The organism is Nocardioides sp. (genome assembly GCF_041913365.1).
In the GTDB taxonomy this organism is placed as follows: domain Bacteria; phylum Actinomycetota; class Actinomycetes; order Propionibacteriales; family Nocardioidaceae; genus Nocardioides.
On the sequence record NZ_JAYSFM010000003.1, the window covers coordinates 147,698 to 173,454 of the forward strand.

Annotated in this window: 31 protein-coding genes; 14 read left to right on the forward strand and 17 right to left on the reverse strand. The window is 72.4% G+C overall.

What is annotated here, in order from left to right; genetic code table 11:
- Positions 1-136 precede the first annotated feature (136 nt).
- A complete protein-coding gene (locus ACE3QY_RS09020; RefSeq protein ID WP_374455677.1) occupies positions 137-1,159 on the forward strand; it encodes an LLM class flavin-dependent oxidoreductase in 1,023 nt (340 codons plus the stop codon).
- Positions 1,160-1,163: 4 nt separating this feature from the next.
- Here ACE3QY_RS09020 and ACE3QY_RS09025 read toward each other — a convergent pair whose 3' ends face one another.
- Complete coding sequence (locus ACE3QY_RS09025) at positions 1,164-2,150, reverse strand: LLM class F420-dependent oxidoreductase (RefSeq protein WP_374455678.1); 987 nt, start codon at positions 2,148-2,150, stop codon at positions 1,164-1,166.
- A gap of 110 nt (positions 2,151-2,260) precedes the next feature.
- Between ACE3QY_RS09025 and ACE3QY_RS09030 the strand changes: the two genes are divergently transcribed.
- Both ACE3QY_RS09030 and ACE3QY_RS09035 read left to right on the forward strand, forming a co-directional pair.
- The gene (locus ACE3QY_RS09030; protein ID WP_374455679.1) at positions 2,261-2,476 is read left to right on the forward strand and encodes a hypothetical protein; all 216 of its coding nucleotides are present in this window, start codon (positions 2,261-2,263) and stop codon (positions 2,474-2,476) included.
- Between the two features lie 26 nt (positions 2,477-2,502).
- Positions 2,503-3,159 carry an SDR family oxidoreductase gene (locus tag ACE3QY_RS09035; protein ID WP_374455680.1) on the forward strand — a complete coding sequence of 219 codons (657 nt, stop codon included), beginning with the start codon at positions 2,503-2,505 and terminating at the stop codon, positions 3,157-3,159.
- A gap of 9 nt (positions 3,160-3,168) precedes the next feature.
- Here the strand turns inward: ACE3QY_RS09035 and ACE3QY_RS09040 are convergent, their stop codons facing one another.
- The 5 genes from ACE3QY_RS09040 to paaZ all read right to left on the reverse strand — a co-directional run bounded on the left by ACE3QY_RS09040 (position 3,169) and on the right by paaZ (position 6,856).
- Positions 3,169-3,483: a hypothetical protein gene (locus ACE3QY_RS09040; protein ID WP_374455681.1), complete on the reverse strand. Its 315-nt coding sequence runs from the start codon at positions 3,481-3,483 to the stop codon at positions 3,169-3,171.
- 54 nt (positions 3,484-3,537) lie between these two features.
- Positions 3,538-4,155: a DUF305 domain-containing protein gene (locus ACE3QY_RS09045; RefSeq protein ID WP_374455682.1), complete on the reverse strand. Its 618-nt coding sequence runs from the start codon at positions 4,153-4,155 to the stop codon at positions 3,538-3,540.
- 91 nt (positions 4,156-4,246) lie between these two features.
- A complete protein-coding gene (locus ACE3QY_RS09050) occupies positions 4,247-4,465 on the reverse strand; it encodes a PLD nuclease N-terminal domain-containing protein (protein WP_374455683.1) in 219 nt (72 codons plus the stop codon).
- Positions 4,466-4,509: 44 nt separating this feature from the next.
- A complete protein-coding gene (locus tag ACE3QY_RS09055; RefSeq protein WP_374455684.1) occupies positions 4,510-4,809 on the reverse strand; it encodes a hypothetical protein in 300 nt (99 codons plus the stop codon).
- A 16-nt stretch (positions 4,810-4,825) separates the two neighbouring features.
- On the reverse strand, positions 4,826-6,856 hold the full coding sequence (gene paaZ / locus ACE3QY_RS09060) for a phenylacetic acid degradation bifunctional protein PaaZ (RefSeq protein WP_374455685.1): 2,031 nt from the start codon (positions 6,854-6,856) through the stop codon (positions 4,826-4,828).
- A gap of 114 nt (positions 6,857-6,970) precedes the next feature.
- Between paaZ and paaA the strand changes: the two genes are divergently transcribed.
- The 7 genes from paaA (at position 6,971) to ACE3QY_RS09095 (ending at position 12,123) form a co-directional block, all read left to right on the forward strand.
- Positions 6,971-7,933, forward strand: a complete 963-nt coding sequence (gene paaA / locus ACE3QY_RS09065; RefSeq protein ID WP_374455686.1) for a 1,2-phenylacetyl-CoA epoxidase subunit PaaA — start codon at positions 6,971-6,973, stop codon at positions 7,931-7,933.
- Positions 7,930-8,223: a 1,2-phenylacetyl-CoA epoxidase subunit PaaB gene (paaB, locus tag ACE3QY_RS09070; protein WP_374455687.1), complete on the forward strand. Its 294-nt coding sequence runs from the start codon at positions 7,930-7,932 to the stop codon at positions 8,221-8,223. The genes paaA and paaB overlap by 4 nt, the downstream gene beginning before the upstream one ends.
- Positions 8,224-8,234: 11 nt before the next feature.
- A complete protein-coding gene (gene paaC, locus ACE3QY_RS09075; RefSeq protein WP_374455688.1) occupies positions 8,235-9,161 on the forward strand; it encodes a 1,2-phenylacetyl-CoA epoxidase subunit PaaC in 927 nt (308 codons plus the stop codon).
- A gap of 5 nt (positions 9,162-9,166) precedes the next feature.
- A complete protein-coding gene (gene paaD / locus ACE3QY_RS09080) occupies positions 9,167-9,673 on the forward strand; it encodes a 1,2-phenylacetyl-CoA epoxidase subunit PaaD (protein ID WP_374456013.1) in 507 nt (168 codons plus the stop codon).
- Positions 9,673-10,728, forward strand: coding sequence for a 1,2-phenylacetyl-CoA epoxidase subunit PaaE (gene paaE / locus ACE3QY_RS09085; RefSeq protein ID WP_374455689.1), 1,056 nt, complete (start codon positions 9,673-9,675; stop codon positions 10,726-10,728). Before paaD ends, paaE begins: the two co-directional genes overlap by 1 nt.
- On the forward strand, positions 10,721-11,140 hold the full coding sequence (paaI, locus tag ACE3QY_RS09090; RefSeq protein ID WP_374455690.1) for a hydroxyphenylacetyl-CoA thioesterase PaaI: 420 nt from the start codon (positions 10,721-10,723) through the stop codon (positions 11,138-11,140). Before paaE ends, paaI begins: the two co-directional genes overlap by 8 nt.
- A gap of 77 nt (positions 11,141-11,217) precedes the next feature.
- Complete coding sequence (locus ACE3QY_RS09095; RefSeq protein WP_374455691.1) at positions 11,218-12,123, forward strand: hypothetical protein; 906 nt, start codon at positions 11,218-11,220, stop codon at positions 12,121-12,123.
- 10 nt (positions 12,124-12,133) lie between these two features.
- On the opposite strand, the gene ACE3QY_RS09100 is transcribed toward ACE3QY_RS09095, so the two are convergent.
- Both ACE3QY_RS09100 and ACE3QY_RS09105 read right to left on the reverse strand, forming a co-directional pair.
- Positions 12,134-13,273 (reverse strand): hypothetical protein, encoded by a 1,140-nt coding sequence (locus tag ACE3QY_RS09100; protein WP_374455692.1) that lies wholly within the window; start codon positions 13,271-13,273, stop codon positions 12,134-12,136.
- 58 nt (positions 13,274-13,331) lie between these two features.
- Complete coding sequence (locus tag ACE3QY_RS09105; protein WP_374455693.1) at positions 13,332-13,964, reverse strand: TetR/AcrR family transcriptional regulator; 633 nt, start codon at positions 13,962-13,964, stop codon at positions 13,332-13,334.
- Between the two features lie 239 nt (positions 13,965-14,203).
- Here ACE3QY_RS09105 and ACE3QY_RS09110 point away from each other — a divergent pair, with 239 nt between their 5' ends.
- Complete coding sequence (locus ACE3QY_RS09110; RefSeq protein WP_374455694.1) at positions 14,204-16,324, forward strand: DEAD/DEAH box helicase; 2,121 nt, start codon at positions 14,204-14,206, stop codon at positions 16,322-16,324.
- 56 nt (positions 16,325-16,380) lie between these two features.
- On the forward strand, positions 16,381-16,851 hold the full coding sequence (locus tag ACE3QY_RS09115) for a DUF5709 domain-containing protein (RefSeq protein ID WP_374455695.1): 471 nt from the start codon (positions 16,381-16,383) through the stop codon (positions 16,849-16,851).
- 138 nt (positions 16,852-16,989) lie between these two features.
- Here the strand turns inward: ACE3QY_RS09115 and ACE3QY_RS09120 are convergent, their stop codons facing one another.
- The gene (locus ACE3QY_RS09120; RefSeq protein WP_374455696.1) at positions 16,990-17,679 is read right to left on the reverse strand and encodes a GAF and ANTAR domain-containing protein; all 690 of its coding nucleotides are present in this window, start codon (positions 17,677-17,679) and stop codon (positions 16,990-16,992) included.
- Positions 17,680-17,930: 251 nt separating this feature from the next.
- Between ACE3QY_RS09120 and ACE3QY_RS09125 the strand changes: the two genes are divergently transcribed.
- Together ACE3QY_RS09125 and ACE3QY_RS09130 are read left to right on the forward strand one after the other, a co-directional pair.
- Positions 17,931-19,277, forward strand: coding sequence for a DUF222 domain-containing protein (locus tag ACE3QY_RS09125; protein WP_374455697.1), 1,347 nt, complete (start codon positions 17,931-17,933; stop codon positions 19,275-19,277).
- Positions 19,278-19,330: 53 nt separating this feature from the next.
- Positions 19,331-19,594, forward strand: a complete 264-nt coding sequence (locus ACE3QY_RS09130) for a hypothetical protein (RefSeq protein WP_374455698.1) — start codon at positions 19,331-19,333, stop codon at positions 19,592-19,594.
- A gap of 63 nt (positions 19,595-19,657) precedes the next feature.
- On the opposite strand, the gene ACE3QY_RS09135 is transcribed toward ACE3QY_RS09130, so the two are convergent.
- From ACE3QY_RS09135 to ACE3QY_RS09170, 8 genes are read right to left on the reverse strand one after another with little or no spacing between them, the layout of a single operon-like run.
- Positions 19,658-20,104, reverse strand: a complete 447-nt coding sequence (locus ACE3QY_RS09135) for an HNH endonuclease domain-containing protein (protein WP_374455699.1) — start codon at positions 20,102-20,104, stop codon at positions 19,658-19,660.
- Positions 20,105-20,153: 49 nt separating this feature from the next.
- Complete coding sequence (locus tag ACE3QY_RS09140) at positions 20,154-20,510, reverse strand: hypothetical protein (RefSeq protein WP_374455700.1); 357 nt, start codon at positions 20,508-20,510, stop codon at positions 20,154-20,156.
- Between the two features lie 34 nt (positions 20,511-20,544).
- Entirely contained in the window at positions 20,545-21,171 is a 627-nt protein-coding gene (locus ACE3QY_RS09145) for a class I SAM-dependent methyltransferase (RefSeq protein WP_374455701.1), read from the reverse strand.
- Positions 21,172-21,229: 58 nt separating this feature from the next.
- Entirely contained in the window at positions 21,230-21,973 is a 744-nt protein-coding gene (locus tag ACE3QY_RS09150) for an SDR family oxidoreductase (RefSeq protein ID WP_374455702.1), read from the reverse strand.
- Between the two features lie 9 nt (positions 21,974-21,982).
- Complete coding sequence (locus ACE3QY_RS09155; RefSeq protein WP_374455703.1) at positions 21,983-22,651, reverse strand: histidine phosphatase family protein; 669 nt, start codon at positions 22,649-22,651, stop codon at positions 21,983-21,985.
- On the reverse strand, positions 22,648-23,721 hold the full coding sequence (locus tag ACE3QY_RS09160) for a phosphotransferase family protein (protein WP_374455704.1): 1,074 nt from the start codon (positions 23,719-23,721) through the stop codon (positions 22,648-22,650). The genes ACE3QY_RS09155 and ACE3QY_RS09160 overlap by 4 nt, the downstream gene beginning before the upstream one ends.
- Positions 23,718-24,485: an SDR family NAD(P)-dependent oxidoreductase gene (locus ACE3QY_RS09165; protein ID WP_374455705.1), complete on the reverse strand. Its 768-nt coding sequence runs from the start codon at positions 24,483-24,485 to the stop codon at positions 23,718-23,720. Before ACE3QY_RS09165 ends, ACE3QY_RS09160 begins: the two co-directional genes overlap by 4 nt.
- The gene (locus ACE3QY_RS09170) at positions 24,482-25,735 is read right to left on the reverse strand and encodes an acyl-CoA dehydrogenase family protein (RefSeq protein WP_374455706.1); all 1,254 of its coding nucleotides are present in this window, start codon (positions 25,733-25,735) and stop codon (positions 24,482-24,484) included. Before ACE3QY_RS09170 ends, ACE3QY_RS09165 begins: the two co-directional genes overlap by 4 nt.
- Between the last annotated feature and the right edge of the window lie 22 nt (positions 25,736-25,757).

Below are 25,757 nucleotides of genomic sequence, written 5' to 3' on the forward strand. Positions count from 1 at the left end.
GGGGGGTGCCGGCTGTAGTTGTTGTCCGTTTGGTGTTGTGGTTGGTCGGGGTGGGCACCCCACACAAACTGCCACGTGGACTACCCCGGCGCGAGACCGTCGGGAACAACCCGAGTGGTTGAGCGTTGAACCAGTCATGAAGAAGATCGGGTTCCTGAACTTCGGCCACTGGACCGACTCGCCGCAGTCGGCCGTGCGGACCGCGTCCGACACCCTGCTCCAGTCGATCGACCTCGCCGTCGCGGCCGAGGAGCTCGGTGCCGACGGCGCGTACTTCCGGGTGCACCACTTCGCGCGCCAGCTGGCCTCGCCGTTCCCGCTGCTCGCCGCGGTCGGCGCCCGCACCAGCCGGATCGAGATCGGCACGGGCGTGATCGACATGCGCTACGAGAACCCGCTCTACATGGCCGAGGACGCCGGCGGCGCCGACCTCATCTCCGGGGGCCGGCTCCAGCTCGGCATCAGCCGGGGATCACCGGAGCAGGTCGTCGACGGCTGGCGCTACTTCGGCTACCAGCCCGCCGAGGGCGAGGACCAGGCCGACATGGCGCGCCGTCACACCGAGGTCTTCCTGCAGGTGCTCGAGGGCGAGGGCTTCGCCCAGCCCAGCCCGCGGCCGATGTTCCCCAACCCGCCGGGCCTGTTGCGCGTCGAGCCGCACTCCGAGGGCCTGCGCGAGCGCATCTGGTGGGGCGCCGCGTCCGACGCGACCGCGCGCTGGGCCGCCGAGAAGGGGATGCACCTGATGAGCTCAACGCTCAAGGCCGACGAGACCGGCGAGCCGTTCCACGTCCAGCAGCGCAAGCAGATCGAGGTCTTCCGCGAGGCCTGGCGCGCCGCCGGACACGAGGGCGAGCCCCGGGTCTCGGTCAGCCGCTCGATCATGCCGATCACCACCGACCTCGACCGGATGTACTTCGGCCACGATGGTTCGAGCTCCGACCAGTTCGGCCAGATCGAGGCCAACCTGCGTGCGGTCTTCGGCAGGACGTACGCCGCCGAGCCCGAGGTGCTGGTCAAGGAGCTCGCCGACGACGAGGCCATCGCAGCCGCCGACACGCTCCTGCTCACCGTGCCCAACCAGCTTGGCGTGGACTACAACGCGCACATCCTCGAGTCGGTGCTCACCGCCGTCGCGCCGGACCTCGGCTGGCGTTGACCACTCATGGGGCGGCCGCCCGCAGCTTCTCCAGCAGCGGGCCGGCAGCTTCGTCGAGGAAGCGCTGCTGACCCTCGTCGCCGATCTGCACGAGCGCCACGTCGGTGAAGCCGGCCTGCCAGTAGGCCGACACCGAGTCCACGATCTTGTCGAGGTCGGGACCGCAGGGGATGGAGTCGGCCACGTCCTCGGGCCGGACGTACGTCGTCGCGCCGGCGAAGCCGGCCGGCGTGGGCAGGTCGGCGTTGACCGACCAGCCGCCGCCGAACCAGCGGAACTGCTCGTGCGCCCGGGCCACGGCGGTGTCCTCGTCGGGGTCCCAGCAGATCGGGATCTGTCCGATCGCCCGCGCGTCCGTGCCGATGCGCGGCGCCCCGTCGACGTCGTTCCAGTCCTCGATGATGTCGGCCTTCGGCTCGACCGCGATGCAGTGGTCCGCCAGCGTCGCGAACGTCTCGATCGCCCGCTCGCCGGCCACGGCGACGCCGATGTCGACGCCCTCGTCGGGCAGGTCCCAGATGCGTGCGGAGTCGACCTGGAAGAAGTCGCCGCGGTGGTCGACCAGATCACCCGTGTGCAGCGCACGGATCACCTCGATGGCCTCCGCGAGCAGCTCCTGGCGCTCCGCGATCGCCGGCCAGCCCTCGCCGACCACGTGCTCGTTGAGGTTCTCGCCGCTGCCGAGGCCGAGGGTGAAACGCCCCTCGGCGAGGATCTGGAGGGTCGCCGCCTTCTGCGCGACCACGGCCGGGTGGTAGCGCAGCGTCGGGCAGGTCACGTAGGTCATCAGGCCGACGCGCTCGGTGGCGTGCGCGACGGCACCGAGCGTGGTCCACGCGTAGGGCGCGTGCCCCTGCTCGGTGAGCCACGGCGAGAAGTGGTCGCTCATCACCTCGAAGTCGAATCCGGTCCGCTCGGCGGCGACGGCGTACCCCACCAGCTCCCGCGGTCCGCTCTGCTCGGTCATCAGGGTGTATCCGAAGCGAGTCATCCCCCGACCGTAGCCAGCCGCCGGACCCCGGCCACCACCCGCGCAGGTGAGCCGCCGCCGGCACCGACGGTGGTTGCGTGGAGGCCTGCCCACCCCACGAGGAGGTCCGCATGACGCACGACCACGACACGCCCGGCGAGCAGGAGCAGGAGGGCCAGGTCTCCGAGCTCGCCCCCGAGGGCGACGAGCCCACCCCGATCAGCCCCGGTGACTCCGTCGCCGCGCAGCCGGACGGCGAGTCCGGCGAGACCCAGGAGGGCACCCAGGGCCCGAACGCCGCGCCGCGGCACAACCCCCCGGAGCCCGACAACAGGTCGTCGCGCTGACGCCGCGAGTCCGGTAGGAACGTCCCATGAGCAGACCAGTCATCGTCGTTGTCGGTGCCGGACCCGGTGTGAGTGGCTCGGTGGCGCGCAGGTTCGCCGACGAGGGGTACGACGTCGGGCTGGTGGGCCAGGACCAGGACGTGCTCGACGACCTGGTCCGTGACCTCGAGGCCCGCGGCGCCGCCGTCGGCCACGCGGTGGTCGACGTCACCGACGAGGTGGCTGCGCGCGACGCCGTACGACGCATGGGCGAGCACACCGGCCGCATCGACGTCCTGCACTTCAACCCCAGCGCCTTCCGCGAGAAGGACCCGCTGTCGCTGACCGTGTCCGAGCTGCTCGAGGACGTCGCGCTCGGTGTGGGCGCCCTGCTGACGGTGCTGCAGGCCGCGCGCCCGTTCATGTCCTCCGGCGGCCGCGTCAGCGTCACCGGCAGCATGGCCGCGGACCAGCCGTGGGAGGGCGCGGCGTCGCTGGGCGTCCAGAAGGCGGGGGTGCGCAACCTCGTGCACAGCATCGACAAGACCCTGGCCGCCGACGGCATCCGCGCCGTGTCGGTGACGGTGCGCGGCACCTTGTCGCGCGAGGGCGCGTTCACGCCCGACCGGGTCGCCGACGCGCTCTGGGACGCCGTCACCACCGACGAGTCGCAGTGGCGCAGCGAGGTGCCCTACAGCGGCTGAGCCGCAGCGTCAGGTCGCCAGCGTCTCGCGGAGGGTCAGGAACACCACGGCCACCGCGAGCACCGGCACCACGACGGTCCACGTCGTGGCGAGGATGCCCACTAGGCTGCCGACGCACACCAGGCCCCGGCCCACGTGCGGCTGCCGCCCGGTCAGGGCGAGGCCGCCGAGCACGAGCGCGCCACCGCCGACCAGCGTGCCGACCCAGAACGCGCGCCCGCCGTCGTCGGACGAGACGGCCCGCGCCGGCTCCGTGAGCCCGGCGGCGACGTAGAGCACGCCGAGCGACAGCGTCGCCATCCGGGTGAGCTGCGCGTGGGCCATGGCAAAGCGTACGAGCGCGCAGGGCCCGAGCGCCTCGTGCTCCAGACCAGCGGATCAGGCGAACCAGTCCGCCAGCCAGCGGCGCATCTGCCGGATCTCGGCACGCTGGTCGTCACGGATGTCGCGGGCGAGGGCGGCCACCTCGTCGTGCTCGACCAGGCCCGAGACGAGGAGGTGCTGCGCCATCATCACCGCGGCCATGTGGTGCCACACCATGTCCTCGAGGAAGGTCCGGTCGAGGCGGTCGCCGGTCAGCCCGGACAGGTCCCTCATCATCGGCTCGTAGTCGACGTCCCCGGCGCCATCGGCGTACCAGTCGTCGAGCCAGCCCTCCATCCGGTCGACCTGAGCGGACTGGTCGGCGACGATCCGCTCGCCGAAGTCGCGCAGGTCCGCGCGGTCGGACCGCGCCAGCTCCCGCGCGGCGCGGATCGCCTCCTGGTGGTGGGCCACCATCTCGGCCAGGAACTCCTTCTCGCTCGCGACGGAGGCGTGCTGCCCCATCCCGCGGCCCATCCCGGAGCCCGGGCCGATGCCCTGGTGACCGTCGTGCCAGCCGGCCGACGCCATCGGGCGGTGCCCGTCCGAGCCGTCGTACGCCGTCACCGCGGCCCCTGCTCCCACGCCCACCAGGGCAGCCACGGCCACGGCCGCGACGGTCGTGCGCCTCATGTCGCTCGCCTCCTCCCCACCAGCGTGCGGCGAGGGGCGGCCCGGCGTCAGGGGCAGTGGTCCCGAGGACCCGGGTCGAGGGTCCCCGGGCTCAGCGCCTCCGGCCCCAGACCAGGTAGGCGATCGGGCCGACCGGCTGCACGGACAGCGCCGGCGCCCAGAGGGCCTTCGGGCCGCGGACCAGCTCGGTGGGTCGCCGCTTGAGGTCACGCAGGCACCAGGTCGTGAGGGCGACCTCCGCGATGCCGGCGGCCACCACGACCTTCTTCTGGGTGGGGGTCATGTCGGACCAGCGCTTCTTCTCGGCCATGGCCGCACCGTACCGCCGCCCGCAAGGGCCGGCGGGTCAGCCCCTCAGGCGCCGCTGAAGCCGTTGAGCAGGAACCAGAAGACGACGATGCCGGCGAAGGACGCCAGCAGGCCCCACCACGCTCCGGTCAGGGCGCGGCGCCCGCTCGAGGCTCCGTGCCTGGCCAGTGCCGGGAGCGCGATCGTCACCGCCGCCCCGATCACCATCGCGGCGAGCAGGCCGAGCGGGATGATCCAGTTCTCCGAGCCCTCGTCGTCGAAGAAAAACGCGGTGAGCGGCCACACCAGGCCGCCGAGGACGAGCAGGACGACGATCCCGACGACGCGCTGCGCGGCTGGTGTCATGCGCAGAAGGTAGTGCTCAGGACTCCTTCGCCACCAGAGTCAGCACGTCGTACGTCGCCACCGGCTCGTCGTCGCCGTTGGTCACCAGCGCGTCCCACCGGACCTCGCCGTAGTCGGCCGAGGAGCGCGGGGTGATCTGCTTGACCGTCAGGGTCACCCGGATCGAGTCGCCGGCCTTGACCGGGGTGAGGAAGCGGAGGTTGTCGACGCCGAAGTTGGCCAGCACCGGGCCGGGGGCCGGGTCGACGAAGAGCCCGGCCGCCATCGACACGATGAGGTAGCCGTGGGCGACGATGCCGCCGAAGAGCGGGTTCTGCGCGGCCGCCTCGGGGTCGGTGTGCGCGTAGAAGGTGTCGCCGGTGAACTCGGAGAAGTGGTCGATGTCCTCCAGCGAGATCACCCGCGGCTCGGAGGCGATCGTGTCGCCGACCTCCAGCGTGGCGAGCGAGCGGCGGAACGGGTGCTCGGGCGTCACCGTGCGCTGCGAGCCGCGGGTCCAGCGGCCGGTGATCGCGGTGAGCATGTCGGGGGAGGCCTGGATCGCCGAGCGCTGCATGTGGTGCAGCACCCCGCGCACGCCGCCGAGCTCCTCGCCGCCGCCGGCCCGGCCGGGACCGCCGTGGACCAGCATGGGCAGCGGGGAGCCGTGGCCGGTGTTCTCCGGCGCGTCGTCGCGGTCGAGCACGAGGATGCGGCCGTGCCAGGGCGCGAGGCCCAGCACGAGGGTGCGGGCGACGCCGGGGTCGTGGGTCACCACCGAGCCGGCGAGCGAGCCCTTGCCCCGCGCGGCCAGGGCGACGGCCTCGTCGAGGGAGTCGTAGGACATCACCGTCGACACGGGGCCGAAGGGCTCGACGTCGTGCGGCTCCACCGCACCGGCGCGGGCCTTGAGCAGGACCGGCGCCATGAAGGCGCCACGCTCGCCGTCACCGGCGAAGCCGGTCGTCGCGGTCGGGTCGCCGAGGACGACGTCGGCGGAGGAGCGCAGCGCCTCGACGGCCTTGCGGACCTCCTCGCGCTGGCCGAGCGAGGCCAGCGGGCCCATCCGCACGGACTCGTCGCCGGGGTCGCCGACGGTGATGGTCGCCAGCTTCGCGGCGATCGCGTCGGTCACCTCGTCGGCGACGGCCGCCGGGACGATGACCCGGCGGATGGCGGTGCACTTCTGACCGGCCTTGGCGGTCATCTCGGTGACGACGCCCTTGACGAACAGGTCCCACTCGGGGTCGCCCGACGTGACGTCGGGACCGAGCACGGAGCAGTTGAGCGAGTCGGCCTCGACCTGGAGCGCGACGCCCCCGTGGAGGACGGACGGGTGCTGGCGCAGGATGCCCGCGGTGTGCGCCGACCCCGTGAACGCCACCGAGTCCTGGACGCCGAGGTGGTCGAGCAGGTCGCCGGCCGAGCCGGACAGCAGCTGGAGCGAGCCCTCGGGCAGGATGCCCGACTCGACGATGCGGCGGACCACGAGCTCGGTGAGGTACGCCGTCTGGCTGGCGGGCTTGACGATCGAGGGGAGCCCGGCGATGAAGGCCGGCGCGAGCTTCTCGAGCATGCCCCACACGGGGAAGTTGAAGGCGTTGATCTGGACCGCGACGCCGGGCCGCGAGGTGTAGACGTGCTGGCCCAGGAAGACCCCGGTGCGGCCGAGCTGCTCGAGGTCGCCGTCGCACACCACCGTGTCGTTGGGCAGCTCGCGGCGGCCCTTGGAGGAGAAGCTGAACATCGTGCCGAAGCCGCCGTCGATGTCGATCATCGAGTCGCGCCGCGTGGCGCCGGTGCGCAGCGAGAGGGCGTAGAGCTCGTCCTTGAGCCCGGTCAGGTGCGTGGCCAGCTCCTTGAGCAGCAGCGCGCGCTCGTGGAAGGTCAGCTCGCGGATCGCGGGGCCGCCCACGGTGCGGGCGTGGTGGGTCATCGCGCCGATGTCGAGGCCGGCGCTGGAGATCAGCGCGACCTCCTCGCCGGTGGCCGCGTCGAGCAGCGGGTCACCCTCGGCGGAGGCGGCGTACCAGCGGCCGGCGGCGTAGCTCTCGAGCAGACGGGTCACGGTGGTCTCCCTAGGAGTCGAGCTGGTGGATCGAGCGGCTGTTTGCGTGCCAGAGTGACTGGTGACACACTAATACCAGACCGATCGGTCAGTAAATCTGGTGGAGGGCTGCCCATGACGCTGACGGAGACCGCGCCCGACTCGCACGCGGAGGAGGCGCTCCAGGCCTACTTCGAGGCGACGATCGCGCGCAACGACCGCATCGAGCCGCGCGACTGGATGCCGGAGGGCTACCGCAAGACCCTGGTGCGCCAGATCGCCCAGCACGCGCACAGCGAGATCATCGGCATGCAGCCGGAGGGCAACTGGATCACCCGCGCCCCGAGCTTGCGCCGCAAGGCGATCCTGCTCGCGAAGGTGCAGGACGAGGCCGGTCACGGGCTGTACCTCTACTCCGCCGCCGAGACGCTCGGCGTCTCCCGCGCGGAGCTCACCGAGCTGCTGATCTCGGGCCGGCAGAAGTACTCCTCGATCTTCAACTACCCGACCCTGTCCTACGCCGACGTCGGCACCATCGGGTGGCTGGTCGACGGTGCCGCGATCTGCAACCAGGTGCCGCTGTGCCGCACCTCCTACGGCCCCTACGGCCGGGCGATGATCCGGGTCTGCAAGGAGGAGTCCTTCCACCAGCGCCAGGGCTACGAGCTGCTGACCACGATGATGCGCGGCACCGACGAGCAGCGCGCGATGGTGCAGGAGTCGGTCGACCGGTTCTGGTGGCCCGCGCTGATGATGTTCGGCCCGCCCGACGCCGACTCGCCCAACACCGCGCAGTCGATGGCGTGGGGCATCAAGCGCAACACCAACGACGAGCTGCGCCAGAAGTTCGTCGACATGTCCGTCCCGCAGGCCGAGGCGTGCGGCGTGACCTTCCCCGACCCCGAGCTGCGGTGGAACGAGGAGCGCGGCCACTACGACTTCGGCTCGCCCGACTGGGAGGAGTTCATGGAGGGCGTGAAGGGCAACGGCCCCTGCAACGCGCAGCGGATGGCCCACCGCCGCCGTGCCCACGAGGACGGCGCCTGGGTGCGCGAGGCCGCGACGGCGTACGCCGCGAGGCAGGGGGCGCCGGCATGAGCGACCTCCAGCCCGAGTGGCCCCTCTACGAGGTCTTCGTGCGCGGCAAGCGCGGCCTCAACCACGTCCACGTCGGGTCGCTGCACGCGGCCGACGACCGGATGGCGCTGCTGCACGCGCGCGACGTCTACACGCGCCGCAACGAGGGCGTGAGCATCTGGGTGGTCCGCGCCGACGCGATCACGGCCTCGAGCCCGGACGAGAAGGACCCGATGTTCGCCCCGAGCGGCGACAAGGTCTACCGGCACCCGACCTTCTACGACATCCCCGACAACGTCCCACATATGTGATGAACGACCACGTGCACACGACGGAAGAGGACGAGCACGAGAGCGCCTACTCGGGCCTGCTCGTCAACGACGCCCACTGGGCCTTCGGCACCGACTTCGAGGACCCCCTCGCTGGCGTCGACACGACCATCCCCGAGGGCGTCGACGCGCCCGCGCTGGCGGCGTACGCCCTGATGCTGGGCGACGACGCGCTGGTGATGTCGCACCGGATCTCGGAGTGGACCAGCAACGCGCCCGACCTCGAGGACGACATCGCGCTGTCCAACATCGCCCTCGACCTGCTCGGCCAGGCCCGGCTGCTGCTGGCGCGGGCCGCGAAGGCCGACGACTCGGTCGTGCCGGCGCTTCCGGAGGGCTCACCGGCGCCGCCCGAGGACGCGCTGGCGTTCTTCCGCGAGGCACACCAGTTCCGCAACGTGCGGTTCGCGGAGGTCGTCAACGGCGACTTCGCCGAGGCGACCGTGCGGGTGCTGCTGTTCTCCATCTGGCGGCTCGCAACCTTCGAGCGGCTGCGCACCAGCCGCGACCACGTGCTCGCGGCCGTCGCGGCCAAGGGCGTCAAGGAGCTGGCCTACCACCGCGACTACGCCGCGCGCTGGTTCGTCACCCTCGCGCAGGGCACCGACGAGTCGCGGTCCCGGCTGGTGGCCGCGCTCGACTCCCTCTGGCCGCTGTGGCCCGAGCTCTTCGACACCCACCCGGTCGAGGCGGCCGCCGCTGCGGCCGGGGTCGGCGTCGACCCCGCCTCTGTCCGCGAGGCCGCGGAGGCCACGCTCGACCAGGTCCTGGCCGCTGCCGACGTGCCGAGGTCGGAGGCTCCCCGGCGCGCCGGGGTGCTCGGCCGGACCGGCCGCGACGGCATGCACGGTGAGCCGCTGAGCCGGATGCTGGCCGAGATGCAGTCGGTCGCGCGTGCCCACCCGAGGGGCCAGTGGTGAGGCTGATGAGTCAGCGGGTGACCGAGCGCGCGCGGGCGGTGGCCGAGCGGGTCACCGACCCCGAGCTGCCGATGCTGACGCTCGCCGACCTGGGGGTGCTGCGCGACGTCGACGTCGTAGGCGACTCCCACGTGGTCGTCGACATCACCCCGACCTACTCCGGCTGCCCGGCCATGGCGGCGATGCGCGACGACCTGGTGCGCGAGCTCAGCGGTGCCGGGTTCGACCGGGTCGAGGTGCGGGTCAGCCTCGACCCCGCGTGGACGACCGACTGGATCACCCCGGCCGGCCGGGCCGCGCTCGCCGCTGCCGGCATCTCGCCCCCGGGCCCGGCGCCGTCCCACGACGGCCCGATCCCGCTCACCCTGCTGCCGACGGCCCGCCAGGTGCGGTGCCCGCAGTGCGACTCGCCCGCCACCGAGCTGGTCTCGGAGTTCGGCTCGACCGCCTGCAAGGCGCAGTACCGCTGCACCTCCTGCCTCGAGCCCTTCGACCACGTCAAGGAGATCTGATGGTCCAGGGGTTCCACCGGCTCAAGGTCCGCGACATCGAGCCGCTCACCGACGACTCGGCGGCGGTCACCTTCGACGTGCCCGACGACCTGCGCGAGCTGTTCGCCTTCGAGCCGGGGGAGTCGCTCACCCTCCGCCGGGTCGTCGACGGCGTCGAGCACCGCCGGACGTACTCCATCTGCGCCCCCGCCGGCGCGGCGCCTCGCATCGGCGTCCGCGAGATCCCGGGCGGCCTGTTCTCGTCCTGGCTGATCCACCAGGTGAGCCCCGGCGAGACGGTCGAGGTCGCCGAGCCGTCGGGCAGCTTCCGTGCGGACCCGTCGCTGGCCGGGCGGCACCTGTGCATCGCGGCCGGCTCCGGCATCACCCCGATGCTCTCGATCGCCGCGTCCGTGCTGGCCAACCCCGACAGCTCGGTGACGATGCTCTACGGCAACCGCGAGACCACCTCGGTGATGTTCGCCGAGGAGCTCAGCGACCTGAAGAATCTCCACGGCCCGCGCTTCGACCTCGTCCACGTGCTCTCGCGCGAGCCCCGCGACGTCGAGCTGTTCTCCGGTCGGCTCGACGCCGACCGGCTGCGCCGCCTGCTGCCGGTCAAGGTGCCGCTGGCCTCGATCGACCACGTCTGGCTCTGCGGCCCCCTCGGCCTGATCCAGGACGCCCGCACGGTGCTCGAGGAGCTCGGGGTGCCGAAGGAGAAGATCCACTTCGAGCTGTTCTTCGTCGACGAGCCGCCGCCGACACTGCGCCATGCCGACCGCGTGGTCGACGGCGTCACGAGCGACGTCACCGTGGTGCTCGACGGACGTACGACGACCACGCCGATGCCGCGCGACACGACGTTGCTCGACTCCGCCCAGGCCGTGCGCAGCGACCTGCCGTTCGCCTGCAAGGGCGGTGTGTGCGGCACCTGTCGCGCGAAGGTGACCGACGGCGAGGTCGAGATGGTGCGCAACTACGCCCTCGAGCCCGACGAGGTGGAGCAGCAGTTCGTGCTCACCTGCCAGACCTTCCCGGTGAGCCCGGCCGTCACGGTCGACTTCGATGCCTGACCCGTTCGCGGCCGCCCGGGCGATGTGGGCGGCCGACGCGGCCAGCGCGGCGCTCGGGATGCGCCTGGAGGACCTCGGCGAGGGCAGTGCGGTGGTGTCGATGCGCGTGCGCGACGACATGGTCAACGGCCACGACCTCTGCCACGGCGGCCTGATCGCCAGCCTCGCCGACTCGGCCTTCGCGCTGGCCTGCAACTCGCACGGACCGGTCACCGTCGCGGCCGGGTTCACCATCGACCTCCTCGAGCCGGCCCGGCTGGGCCAGGTCCTGAAGGCCCACGCGCAAGAGGTCGCGCTGCGCGGCCGGTCGGGCCTGTACGACGTCACGGTGCGGGCCGGCGACACCGTCATCGCAGAGTTCCGGGGGAGGAGCCGCTCCCTCGGCGCGCGGACGGGTGCCGGGACTTCCTAGCGTCCTGCCGGAGGGCCCTTCCCGCGCGGGGGCGGACGTTCTAGCGTCGGAGAAGGGTCTGCACCGGGAGGTACGTCATGAGGGTTCGTCGTGTGTTGTGCTCGCTGCTGGCGGTCGCGCTGGCACCGCTGGCCGTCGGCACGCCGAGCAGCCACGCCGCGCCCGAGGCCGGGCGTGTGGCCCCGTCCAACCCGCTGCTGGTCGCCGTGCGGGCCCGGCACGTCGGCGACGTCGACCGCGTCGTGTTCGAGTTCCGCGGCGGCCTGCCGGCCGACCGGCAGGTGGAGTTCGTCGACCGCCTGTTCGCCGACGGCTCGGGTCGCCGGGTGCACGTCGCGGGCCAGGCGCTCCTGCGGGTGCGCTTCGAGCGCGCCCAGGCCCACACCGACGCCGGCGCACCGACCGCCGCGCCGCGCCGGGTGGCGTTCCCGCTGCCCAACGTGCTGACGGCCGTGCGCTCGGGCGACTTCGAGGCCGTCACGACGTACGGCATCGGGCTGGCGAAGCGGACCCGCGTGCGGGTGACGACCCTGCAGGCTCCGCCGCGCGTGGTGGTCGAGGTGGGGGCGGGCTTCCCGACCGTCGAGCGCAAGGTGTGGTTCTTCCACCGCGACCGCTTCGTCGACAACCGTGAGCCGTTCTTCGTCCCGGTCCGGCGGCTGGTGCGGCCCGGCTCTCCCGCGACCGGCGTGCTCGACCGGCTGTTCGCGGGGCCGCTGCCGGGGGAGCGGGCCCGTGGCCTGCGGCTGCTGCGCTCCGGCGCCACGGGCTACGACGACCTCACCGTCTCCGGTGGCGTCGCCGACCTGCGCCTCACGGGCCGCTGCAGCAGTGGCGGATCGACGGTGAGCATCGCCGGCGAGGTGCTGCCCACCCTCAAGCAGTTCGCGACGGTGGACCGGGTGGTGCTGCGCGATGCGGCTGGAAGCACCCTGGACCCGGACGGACCGGGCGACTCGACGCCGGGCTGCCTGGAGCCCTGAACGGCCCCGGTCAGCGCACCCGAGGCGCCACCGGCTGCCCGGACCCGCCCTTCGAGCTGCCCAACGCGCGCACGTCGACGCGCGCCACGGCCGCGGCCAGGTCGTCGACCCGTCGTACGGCCGTGAGCAGCACGGCGGTCGCGAACGGGGAGCGCAGCCGCTTCTGGCCGAAGGAGTGGGTCTCGAACCCCCAGTAGGTCGACCGCGGCGTCACGGTGCCGTCGGCGGAGACGTTGTACGCCAGCAGGCAGGCGGTGACCTCCGCCAGCGCCTGCGCCTCCCAGCCGGAGGGGTCGTCCCGCCAGAGCTCGGGGAACCGCCCCACGGTGTCCACGACGCCGAGGGCGCCGTACCAGGTCGGCGGCCACTTCACCGTCTTGAACTGGACCCCGTGCCCGAACTGGTAGGGCTTCTCCGACCCTCGCTCGGCCCACGCGCGCAGGACCACCCGGGCCGCGTCCAGCACCCCGTCGGGCCAGTCGGCGGGCCGGAGGCGGGAGAAGACCCGCAGCGCCTGCAGGGTCGCCATCGGGCACACGGCGTCGCGGCGTCCGGGTCCGCGCCACCCCGTCACCGGGTGCGGCACGCACGGCCACGCGCGCCCCTGCGCGGTGTCGGCGAGGTCGGCCGCCGACCGGGCGAGGGCCGCCCGGACCCGCTCGTCCTCCCCGCGGCCGAACCGGACCAGCACGTCCAGCACCGGGTGGGTGTCGCAGAGCAGGGCACCCCACACGGGGGCCGAGCCCGGTGCCGCCGTGCCGAAGGAGGCGAAGCGGCCCGATGGCTCCTGGTGCTCCAGCATCGCGTCGAGCAGCGACTCGACCTCGGCGAAGTCGCCCGCGGCCACGCCCATGTCGGCCAGCAGCCCGAGGAGGTGCGGTGCGAACGCCGGGCTCTGGTGGCCCGACAGGTGCTGGTCCACGGTCCAGTCGGGCAGCCGCGCCACGAGCGAGCGGGTGAGCGGGTCGGCGACCACGTCGCGGTGCGCGCGGCGTACGTCCTCCTCGTCCGGCCCCGCGTCGGTCAGGCCGGTCAGCGCAGCCCAGCGGGCGCACGGCTCCGGCGACGAGAGCAGCCACGGCAGCGGGTCGGCGCCGAGGAGGTCGCGCCACCCGGTGACCGCGCCGTCGCGACCTGCAGGTACGTCCATCGGGATCCCTCCACCGCCCACGCTAGGCGTGCCTGACCGGGCGGGGCAGGGGCGAAGGTCACTGCACCGGCGGCGCGAGTCCCTGGTGGTCCCGGCGGGCGAGCCCGTCGAACGCGAGGGCGGTCACGGCCTCGGCCAGGGCGTCGCCGTCGAGGTCGGGGCGGACCCACTCGGTGAGCGAGTTGACCATGCCGAAGAGCAGCCGGCTGATCAGGAGCGGGTCGAGGTCGGCTCGGACCACGCCCTCGTCCACCGCGAGGCGGACCATGTCGGCCAGCCGCTGGTCGATGGTGCGTCGTCGGGCGAGGGCCGCCTGCTCCACCGGGGTGTTGCCGTGGACCCGGAGCAGCAGCGTCACCGCGGGGAGGTGGCCGACCAGCACGCTCACGCTGCTGCGCACGGCGGCCCGCAGTCGCTCTCCCGCGTCGAGGTCCGTGGCCGCGGCGACCTCGTCGAGCGCCGCGGTCAGGGCGTCGAGCGCCTCGTCGATGGCGCTGCGGAGGAGGTGCTCCTTGCTCGGGACGTGGTGGTAGATCGCCGACTTGGTCAGGCCGAGCTCGCGCGCCACGTCGCCGACGCTCGTGGCGTCGTAGCCCTGCCGGTTGAACAGGTCGACCGCGACTCGGAGCACCGCACGCTGGTCGTGCCCGGGTCGGCCGCGCCGCGCGCCGGTCTCGGTGCTCCCCTCCATGGGAGACACCGTCTCACGCCGACCACGCCGATGTGGGGAACAGTTAACGGCTCGGGACGACCGGGGGCTAGGATGGCCCCAGCGTCCCGCGCCGTGCCCCACTGATCACCACCGATCCCCAGGGCCCCGCAGCGCGACGTCTCGCTCCAACCTCCACGCCGTGGTGTGCAGGTCAGCGCCGACACAGGCCCGCCTGCTCCGCGACGCGTACCCAGTCAGGCTCAGTCCGGGAGGACCCCTTGGCCCAGCGCCAACGCCAGCGCGGCAGTCGCCGCACCCCTGCGCACGCCCGCCACAAGGACAACGAGGGCATCGTCCCCGTGCTCGCCCGGGCCGTGCGCGAGCTCGAGTCGGCGGTCCAGCGCGGCCCGCTCGCCCCCGGGCAGCGGGTGCGCTTCCAGGTCGTCGCACTGCTGGCGCGCGAGCACCGCACCGACGTACGCGCCTCGGCGGAGCTGACCGACGCCCAGAAGGCCGACGAGCTCAAGCGCCTCGACGGCATCGCCACCATCCTCGCCAAGACGGCCACCCGCGACCCGTCGCTCTTCGGGCTGCTGTCCGAGGAGGCCGTGGTCACCGACAGCGCCCGCGACCTGCGCCTGGAGATGCTCCGCAAGGCCGGCATCGAGGCCCCGGTCGAGGAGCCGAAGCCCGACGACGAGGCCGGCCCCGGCCTGGGTGAGCGCCGGGTGATCCCGCAGTCGGTCGTGCAGCACCAGCTGGCCAACCCGTTCCTCGTGCCCGACTTCGAGATCGGCCGTGAGCGGCGCAGCACCTACGGCCGCCTCTCGACGTGGGAGCTGCTCGGCCCCCTGTTCCGCTCCTTCGAGCTCGGCGGCTCGTCCTCCTGCATGGACCTGCCCGAGGCCACCTCGCTCAACGCTCCCGGCAAGCTCGAGCTGATGCCCCACCAGGCGCGCCTGATCGCCTCGGCGGCGGAGGGGCACCGCACCTTCCTGCTGGCCGACGAGCCCGGCCTCGGCAAGACCGCGCAGGCGCTCCTCGCCGCGCAGGCCGCCCACGCGTTCCCGCTGCTCGTCGTGTGCCCCAACGTGGTGAAGACCAACTGGGCGCGTGAGACCGAGCGCTGGACCCCGCGCCGCCGCGCGACCGTGATCCACGGCGACGGCACCGAGGTCGACGCCTTCGCCGACGTCATCATCGTCAACTACGAGATCCTCGACCGCCACGTCGACTGGCTCGGCAAGTTCGGCTTCCGCGGGATGGTGGTCGACGAGGCCCACTTCATCAAGAACAAGACCTCGCAGCGCTCCCGCCACGTGCTGGAGCTGTCCGAGCGGCTTCGCTCGCGCACGGCCCGCCCGCTGCTGATGGCGCTGACCGGCACGCCGCTGATCAACGACATCGAGGACTTCCGCGCGATCTGGCAGTTCCTGGGCTGGATCGACGACAAGAAGCCGATGGCCCGCCTGATGGAGGCGCTCGAGGAGACCGACCTGACGCCGGCCGACCACGCGTTCTACCCCGCGGCCCGCAAGGCCGTCATCGACATGGGCATCGTGCGTCGCCGCAAGGTCGACGTGGCCGAGGACATCCCGGCCCGCCGCATCGCCGACATCCCGGTCGAGCTCGACGACGAGGACACCCGTTCGATCCGCGCGGCCGAGCAGGAGCTCGCCCGCCGGCTCGTCCAGCGCTACAAGGCGGCCCTCGAGACCCGGCGTACGGGCTCGGTCGTCGACGGCATCGACCACGAGCTCGTCCGTCGCGTGGCGACCTGGGAGCGCGAGGAGATGGACTCCGGCACGTCGGGGGAGAACGTCTTCTCGATGTTCCGCCGCATCGGCCAGGCCAAGGCCGGCCTCGCCGCCGACTACGCCGCCCAGCTGGCGCGCAACGTCGGCAAGGTCGTCTTCTTCGCCCGCCACGTCGACGTCATGGACATCGCCGAGGAGACCTTCACCCGTCGCGGGCTCAAGCACACCTCGATCCGGGGCGACCAGACGCCCAAGGCGCGTGAGAAGGCCATCCACGGCTTCGTCAACGACCCGGACGTCCAGGTGATCGTCTGCTCGCTGGCCGCGGCCGGCGTCGGCGTGAACCTCCAGGTCGCGTCCAACGTCGTGCTGTCCGAGCTGTCGTGGACCGACGCCGAGCAGACGCAGGCGATCGACCGCGTCCACCGCATCGGCCAGAGCGACCCCGTCACCGCGTGGCGCATCATCGCCGCGCAGACCATCGACACCCGGATCGCGGAGCTCATCGACTCCAAGGCCGGCCTCGCCGCCCGGGCGCTCGACGGCTCCGACGAGGAGGTCTCGTCCTCGGCCAACATCCAGACCGAGGCGCTGGTCGCGCTGCTCACCGACGCACTGGAGCGTGAGCTCGGCCTCGCCTGACACGCCGGGGGCCTTCGCCCCTTGTCCTGACGTGCCCCGATCGGTACGAAGGAGGCATGAGTGAGGACCGCGAGAACTACCTCGACATGTCCGTGGACGACGAGGACCAGCTCCAGCCCGAGGACACGCTGGACGACGGCGACCTCGACGACGTGCTGGACCGCGGCTACTCACCGCCCGACCGTCCGCCGCGGGGCTACGACGACTACCCGACGGAGGCCGAGATGCGCCGCGGGGAGTCGCTCGACGACCGGCTCTCCGAGGAGGTGCCCGACGTCGACCCCTACGCCGACGAGGACGAGGACGACGACCACGAGGACGAGAACGCCCTCGACGAGGAGCTCGGCCTGGACGAGGCCGACGCGCGCACCGGTCGCCTGGTCCAGCCCGACCAGGGACTCGGCGAGGACCGGGACAAGCAGGAGGTCGCCTACGACGTCGGCATCGACGGCGCCGGTGCCTCCGCCGAGGAGGCGGCCATGCACATCACCCGCGGGCCCGATCCCGACGCGGGCGAGGACTACTGACCCGCAGGGGTGACGCCGCGGGCATCCCCTGCGGACCAGTGGGTACCCCTTGGTACGTCTGCGTGAGAGCCATGGACCTCACGCTGACGAGGCCCGGGCGGTCTAGAAGCGGCCGCCCGGGCCGTCACTCGGGGCGGTTCACGCTTCGGGGAGCTCGCGGGTCCGGACGATCTCCTCGCACACCGCGACCAGCTTGCGGTTGGTGTGGGACGACACGCGTCGCAGGTAGTCGAGCGCCTGGTCCTCGCTGATGCCCAGGCGCTCCATCAGGATGCCCTCGGCGCGCCCGATGACCAGTCGGCTGTTGAGCGCCAGGCCCAGCCCGTGGATCTCGCGGCCTGCCGCCAACGTCACCGCGAGGTGGGCGGCCAGGGTCTCGCCGACCGCCACGTCGTCCGCGTCGAAGCGCACCCCCCGGTCGGCGTACAGGCTGAGGCACCCGTAGGCGTCGTCGTCGGTGTAGACGAGCAGCGACATCATCGAGCCGACCTCGAGGTCCGCCGCGGCCCGGCGTGCCCACGAGGGGTAGCGGCGCTCGGTGGCGAGGTCGGCGCAGACCAGCGCGACCTGCTCGCGTCGCACGTCGAGGCACGGTCCCTCGCCGACCTCGTACTGCAGCTCGTTGGCCCGGCGGGCGACGTCGTCGCTGCCCACCCGGATGACGTTGCGGCCCTTCTCGTTGATGCTGATGCAGGCGTGGGCGCACCGCTCCACCAGGAGCACGGCCGAGTCGACGGCCAGCTGCAGCCGCGCCGTCTCGTCCTCCGTCGCGGCCAGGTCCTGCGCCAGTCGGCTGAACTCACCCATGCGCTGGTTGGTGCTGGTCACGCTCGTCCTCCCCGATGTCGCGATCTTCAGCACAGGATCGTAGGGAAGCGCACCGACGTCGGCCACACCGAAGGGCGGAGGTTCGGCTCCGGAGCGAGTGTCGGTGGGTCCGTCTAGGGTGGGACACAGATTCGAGCGAGCGAGCTCGGGCCCTACTTGAAGCCGACCATCCGGCTGCACACACCTCACTGACACCAGGCCCACGACCGTAGTCGTCCATGCGCCCGGTGAGGGCGTGGAAGGGCCAGCCAGTGAGCGCCGTACCTGCCGAGCAGCCCCGCGCGGGTGCCTTCGAGGGTGGGTGGCGAGCGCCCGGCACGCAGCCGGAGGCGTCGCCGGTGGTGAGCCGCGCGCTGGCGCGGGTGCACGCGTCGCTGACCGAGGTGGGTGAGGTGTCGCTCGGTGGTCTGTCGGATGCCGACGTGGTCCGGCTGCTCGACGAGCTGGATGGCGTGACGGGTCGCCTGACGCGCGAGGTGTGCCGGGTGGTGGCCGAGGCCGACCGTCGGCGGCTCGGGGACGCCACGGGCGCGCGGCACACGCACCAGTGGTGGGCGGCGCGCAGCCGCCGCACCCACGCCGACGCGGCCAGGCTGAGCAGGCTGGCGCGGGCGTTTGAGGAGCCCCTGCACGCTCCCACCGCTCGTGCGCTGGCCGACGGCCGGCTGCGGGTGGAGCAGGCCCGGGTGATCGTCGGTGCGGTCGACGCGATCCCCGCCACGGTCCACGCTCCAGGCGGCGTCACCCGGATCATCGACCCGGGAGTCCGGGCGCAGGCCCGCGACCACCTCCTCGCTGCCGCGGCCGAGCACGACGCCAAGGTGCTGCGCCGCCTCGGCAGGCGGATCCTCGAGGTGGTCGCCCCCGAGCTGGGCGAGGCTCAGGAGGCCGCCACGCTGGAGCGGGAGGAGGCCCGCGCGGACGCGACGGCGGACTTCGAGATGAACGACGACGGCAGCGGTCGCTGCCACGGACGGTTCAGCCTCCCGTCCCACATCGGCGCGATGCTCAAGCGGCACCTCTTCGCGCTGGCCAATCCCGCCCGCCACACCGATGCCGAGCTGCGCGACGAGTCCGGCGGCTGGAAGCCGCTGCGCCGAAGGCTCGGCGAGGCGTTCATCGAGTACGTCGAGCGCTACCCGGTCGAGGCCACCCCGCAGACCGCCGGGGTGAACGCGACCATCGTCATCACGATGACCCTCGAGCAGCTCCTCGTCGAGCACGCCACCGCGCTGCTCGACGACGGCACCCGCATGTCCGCCGCCCAGGCCCGGCGGCTGGCCTGCGAAGCCGGGATCATCCCCGTCGTCCTCGACGGCCACTCGATCCCCCTCGACCTCGGCCGCACCCGCCGGCTGTACACCAAGGCCCAACGGATCGCCCTCGGCCTGCGCGACGGCGGCTGCACCGCGAAGGGCTGCGAGACCACCGCCTCCGGCTGCCACGCCCACCACGACGACCCCTGGTCCCGCGGCGGCGCCACCGACCTCGCCAACGGCCGTCTCCTCTGCCCCCGCCACCACCGCCTCGCCCACGACTCCCGCTACGCCATGACCGCCCACGCCGACACCAAGGTCACCTTCGCCCGGCGGACGTGAGGGCGGGCGAACCGCCGCGTGGCCGGTAGGCCGTTCGATCTAATCTCCTGACCATGGACGATCACGCTCGACGAGTATGCGAGCCGCTGCTCCGCGGCTGGGACGACTTCGTCGCTGCGCGAGCGTCGCTGGGCGATCTGGCACGCCTCGCGCAACAGGCGAGACTCGCGTTGGACAGTTCAGTCGAGCCACTCCCAGGTCTTCTCTGGACCGCTGAGCTCGAGTGGCTTTCGCTGGACGACGAACAAGAGACCAATGAAGCGACCGCGCGCCGCTACTTCGACCCGATCGTCGCTGCGTTGCGGCGGTCTGCCTGACGTCCAGATCTGCTGCCCGAGGGCGGTACTTCGCCGCGTTCCGACGACCGTGTCGTTGGCGCTTCAGGTGGAGTAGGTAAGCCACCAAGTGGGGTATGCGAGGTCGAGACGCTGACTTGAACGGACGCCTGCCCACGTGGGTGAACCATCCGGGCGACTCAAGTAGATCCCGCGTGCCGCTGATACCACCCGGTCATATTGCGTGGGCCACTCGAGATCGACAGCCAACTCCTCGAGCACGGCACGGTCACGCGCCAAGACTCGGTCCACGATGGCTGGCGTCGGCAATGAGTTGAGCTTGTCGCCATTGCATCGAGTACAGGAACCGACGAGGTTGGCGAGGCCATCGATTCCGACCAAGGACCAAGGGAGCACGTGGTCCACGGGATTGTCGATGGGGAGGACGGCGTCGCAGTAGAAGCACCGGTCGCCGAACGCATCCTTCAATGGCTCCCTGACCGCGGCGAATGGGGGGCTACAGGCAACGCGGACGCCTACCTCGCGGGACATGGGGGCTGAGTAATCGCGCACTGACCCCGCGCCGGCCGCCGATCTCCGTTCACCCACCCGGCGAGACCACCCGTGGCCGCGGGTGGAAGCAGGACTCCAGCAACCCCCACTGCTTGCCGGTGGCGCGAGTCCGGCGACCCTCGGGCCGCTCGTACTGGATCGAGACCGTGGTGCCGGCGGCGTTGCGGTACTGGCGACCGATGTGGAGCAGGCCGTCGAGCTCGTACTTGATGTAGACGCAACCGGGACCGGCTCCGAAGATGCGCTCGACCCGGGCGCGGGTCATGCCCGGGGAGACCTGGGCGTACTCGCGGCGTGTCACCTGCCGGGGCGCCTCCGGCACCGCAGGGGCGGGTGCTGCGGGCAGGAGCACGACGGAGAGCAGGGCCGCGAGGGCGAGACGCATGCAGGCACGCTAGGTCACGAAGCACCGCGCTCGCTCAGGAGGAGCCGGGGGCGGTCCACTCGAGGGTGTGGCGGAAGCCGAGTTGGTGACGCATCTTGGCGCCGGGCAGGACGGTGCCGGCGATGGCGTGCAGCTCGTCGAAGGAGAGCGTGGGGTCGGCCACCGGGTACGGCGGAGGGGTGGCGCCCGCGGGTGACGGCCAGGGGTGCTTCACGAAGCCGATGACCGGGTTGGTGACGATCGAGGCGACGTCCCACGCGAGGTCGACCGCGGACGCCGGTGGCGCGAGGCCGACGCAGAGGAACCGACCGCCCGGCGCGAGCAGGCGGCGTACGTCGTGCAGGGCGGCCTCGGCGTCGAGGTGGTGGAGGACCGCGACCATCGTGACGACGTCGAACGGCCCGTCGATCTCCCCGAGTGGTACGTCCGAGACGGCGACCGACGGGAGGCCGCAGCAGCGTGCCGCGGCGGCTCCGCGCATGTCGGCGTCGGTGTCGATCCCGACGACCTCGTCGACCGACCCGGCGAGCGCGGCGAGGAGGTCACCGCGGCCGCAGCCGACGTCCAGCGCCCGTCGCCGCTGAGGAGGCAGGCGCGCCAGGATCCAGCCGTGGAAGTGGTCGTTGTGGCTCCACGGGTGCCGCGCGTTCAGCCGAGCCATCCCGGCAGAGACCCTGCCGCCCCAGCGCGAGCGGGTGAGACGACGGACGTCGAGCACGTCAGCTCATCTTCCGCAGCATCCCGACCGGGACCCGCCTGACCACGAACCCCAGCGGTGCCCAGGGCCAGGCGGGGACGCGGGCGGAGGGCTTCTCCTTCTCGATCGCGGCGACCATGGCGCGCACGCCCTTCTCGGTCGAGGTCATCAGCGGCGTCTTGGCGGACGTGCCCGACATCTCGGAGACGATGTAGCCGGGGTAGAGCACGGTCACCTTGATCGGCGTGCCGTGCACGTCGGCCCGGAAACCCTCCGCGAGGTGGGCGACGGCGGCCTTGGTGGTGGCGTACGTCGTGATGTTCTTCGGCATCCCGCGCAGCGCCGAGAACGACGAGACCATCACCAGGTGGCCCGAGTTCTGCCGGCGGAAGATCGCGGCGGCGGCCTCGGTCTGCGCCAGCGCGCCGATGAAGTTCGTCTGCGCCGTGGCGAGGTTGGCGTCGAAGCGGCCGGTGCCGAGCGGCTGGCCCTTGCCGAGACCCGCGTTCACGACGACCCGGTCCAGCCCGCCGAGCTCCTCGGCGAACTCCTCGAAGACCCGGAAGACGGCGTCATGGTCGTTGACGTCGAGAGCCTTCACGGCGACCCGCACCGAGGGGTGCGCGGCCGTGATCTCGTCACGGAGCGCGTCGAGGCGCTCGGTGCGTCGGGCGCAGAGCGCGAGGTCGTGGCCGAGGGCGGCGAGCTGGCGGGCCATCTCGGCGCCGAGGCCGCTGCTGGCGCCGGTGATGAGGACGGTCGACATGGGGGAGTCCTAGCGGTAGGTGAGCAGGTCGGGGGACAGGTGGTCGTGGGCGTTGAAGGCGACGAGCGTGGTGCCGCGCGCGCCGCAGACGACGGTCGAGGTGCCGGTGTTGACCGACACCGGGTTGAGCCGCAGCCACAGGTCGGTGCGGGCGGCGACGGGGTCGGCGAGCAGCGCCGCGCACGCCCACGCGATCGGCCCGCCGCTGGTGAGGACCACGGCGGTCCCCTTCCGCGGCAGGGCCGAGACCAGCCGGGCCATCGCTGCCTCGACGCGCGAGGTGAAGGCGCCGAAGGACTCGTCGTACGCCTCGTCGTGGGCGCCGGACGTCCACCGGAGCGTCGCCTCCTCGAACCACCGCTGGAAGGCCGCCTTCTCCGACTCGCCCTCGGCCGTAGTCGGCTGGTCGTGGACGGCGAGGACCTGGAGGTGGTCGAACTCGTTCCAACCGGCGTCGACGGAGAGGTCGGCCGACCAACCCGCGCCCTCGAGGACCCCGGCGGCGGTCTGGCCGTGCCGCCGCATCTCGCCCGCCACCACGACGTCGGGAGAGACGCCCCGCGCGGCGAGGGCGGCGCCGAGCACGCGCGACTGCTCGTGTCCGGTGTCGGAGAGGTTGTCGTAGTCCGCAGCGCCGAACGACGCCTGGCCGTGCCGCACCAGGAGGATGGAGCTCACGAGCTGATCAGTCCGTCGAGCCGGCGGCCGATGATCTGCACCGCCGGACCGAAGAGGGCGTACATCTCGTTGGTGGCCTGGCCGTGGAAGAAGCGGTAGTAGATCTGCTGCGCGATCACCGCCATCCGGAAGAGCCCGAAGACCTCGTAGAACCGCCACTGCTCCGGCGTCACCGTGCGACCCGTGCGCTCGCCGTACGCCGCCACGAACTCGTCGCGGGTCAGCATCCCCGGCAGGTGCGTCGGCACCCGCCGCATCATCTGGAACTCCTCGGTGTCGTCGGCCTGGACCCAGTACGCCATCGAGCCGGCCAGGTCCATCAGCGGGTCGCCGAGCGTCGCCATCTCCCAGTCGAGCACCCCGACGACCTGCGTCACGTCGTCGGCCGAGAGCACGAGGTTGTCGAGCTTGAAGTCGTTGTGGATCACGCAGGTGGCGACGTCGTCGGGCTGCCGCTCGTCGAGCCACGCCATCACCGACTCGAGGTCGGGGACGTCCTCGGTGCGGGCGTTGCGGTAGCGCGTCGACCAGCCCTCGACCTGGCGGCGGACGTAGCCCGCTCCCTTGCCGAGGTCGTCCAGGCCGGCCGCCGACGGGTCGATGCCGTGCAGCTCGGCCAGCACGTCGACCGCGTCGAGGCACAGCGCGCGCGCCTGCTCGGAGGAGAGCGGCACGTCCGCCGGCCACTCGCTGCGCGGGATCACCCCGGCGATCCGGTCCATCGCGTAGAAGTCGCCGCCGACGACGTCCGGGTCGTCGCAGAAGGCGACCATGGGGGCGACGTAGTCGAAGACCGGCGCCAGCGCCGACTGGATGACGTACTCGCGGTGCATGTCGTGCGCGCCCCGCGCCTTGGTGCCCTTCGGTGCGCGCCGCACGATCAGGTCGCGGCCGGAGGGATAGCGCAGCAGGTACGTCAGGTTGGACGCGCCGCCGGTGAACTGCCGGACCTCCGGCTCGCCGTCCAGGCCGTCGGGCGTGGCCGCGTTCGCGCGGATCCACGCCGCCACCCGCGCCACGTCGAAGGCGTCCTCCTCGCGCACCTCGCGTGCGCCCGGCACGGCCGTCACGACGCGTCCAGGGCGTCGAGCTTGGCGGCCTGGTCGCGCATCACCGCGTCGTAGGCCGGGCGGTCGGCCCACTTCAGGAAGTACGCCTGGCGCGCGGCCTCGTCGGGCACGATCACGTCCTCGCCGGCGTCCATGCCGGCCAGCACCGCCGCCGCGATGTCGTCGGCGGTGACCTGCGACCGCTCGACCAGCCCGGCGACGACCGTGCCGACGACCTCGTCGCTGCCCTGCATGGAGTCCATCAGGTTGGTGCGGAAGTAGGACGGGCAGACCACGCTCGCCCGGATGCCGTACGACGCCAGCTCGTGGCCGCACGTCTCGGTGAACGCCACCACCGCGGCCTTCACCGCGTTGTAGGAGCCCATCCCGCCCGGGTGGACGAGGCCGGCGAGCGAGGCGACGTTGACCAGGTGCCCGGAGCGCTGCTCCTTGAGCATCGGCACGAAGGCCCGGGTGCCGCGGACGACGCCGAACAGGTTGATGTCGGTGATCCACTGCCACTCCTCGAGCGTGCAGCGGTCGACCCGCCCGCCGCCTGCGACGCCGGCGTTGTTGACCAGCACGTCGAGGCCGCCCCAGCGCTCCCGCACCGCCGCGACCGCGGCGGCCCAGTCGTCATCGGAGGTGATGTCGAGGACGAGGTCGATGCCCTCGGCCTGCACACGGTCGGTGGCCAGCACCTCGTCGCCACGCGCGCGGAAGGCCGCGACCAGCGCGGCGCCGAGGCCGGACGCGGCCCCGGTGACCAGCACCCGGCGGCTCACGAGGTGTACTTCCCGAGCTCGATCTTGGCGACCACGTTGCGGTGCACCTCGTCGGGCCCGTCGGCCAGGCGGAGCGTCCGGGCGCCCACCCATGCGGCGGCGAGCGGGAAGTCGTCCGAGACGCCGGCGCCGCCGTGCAGCTGGATCGCCATGTCGATCACGTCGAGGGCCATGTTGGGGACCTCGACCTTGATCTCGCTGACCGCGGAGTACGCCTCCCGGCTGAGGCCCTGGTCGAGCAGCCAGGCGGCGTGCAGGACGAGCAGGCGGGAGCGGTTGATCGCGATGCGGGCGTCGGCGATGCGCTCACGGTTGCCGCCGAGGTTGGCGATGGGCTTGCCGAAGGCGGTGCGCGACGTCGCTCGCGAGCACGCGAGCTCGAGCGCCCGCTCGGCGAGGCCGATGGCGCGCATGCAGTGGTGGACGCGGCCGGGGCCGAGCCGTCCCTGGGCGATCTCGAAGGCGCGTCCGGGGCCGAGGAGCACGTTGGACAGCGGGACCCGCACGTTGTCGAAGGACACCTCGCCGTGGCCGAGCGGCTCGTCGTAGTAGCCCATCGTGGTCAGCATCCGCTCGACCGTCACGCCCTCGGCGTCGCGGGGGACGAGCACCATGGTGTGGCGCGAGTGCCGGTCGGCGTCGGGGTCGGAGAGGCCCATGAAGACGAGGACCTTGCAGTCGGGGTTGCCGATCCCGGTCGACCACCACTTGCGGCCGTTGATCACGACCTCGTCGCCGTCGACCTGCGCGGTCGCGGCCATGTTCGTCGCGTCGGACGAGGCGACCCCCGGCTCGGTCATGCAGAAGGCGCTGCGGATCTCCGCGCGCAGCAGCGGCTCGAGCCACTGCTGCTTCTGCTCCTCCGTGCCGTACTTGAGCAGCACCTCCATGTTGCCCGTGTCGGGCGCGTTCGAGTTGAAGACCAGCGGAGCGAGGAAGGAGCGCCCCATCGCCTCGGCGACCGGCGCGTAGTCGACGTTGGAGAGCCCCTCACCGCCGTCGGTGCCGAAGTCGGCGGCGTACCGTCCGGCGTGCGCCGCGGGGAGGAACAGGTTCCACAGGCCCTGCGCACGGGCCTTCGCCTGGAGCTCGGCGATCACCGGGTCGGGCGTCCAGTGGTCGCCGTCCGACTCGCGCAGCCGGGTGATCCGCTGGTGCGCCTCGGCCTCGATCGGCTCGATCTCGTCGCTGACGAACGCGCGCACCCGGTCGCGGAGGTCGGCGGCGCGCGGGGAGAGGGAGAAGTCCATGGCGTTGACCTTCGCACACTGT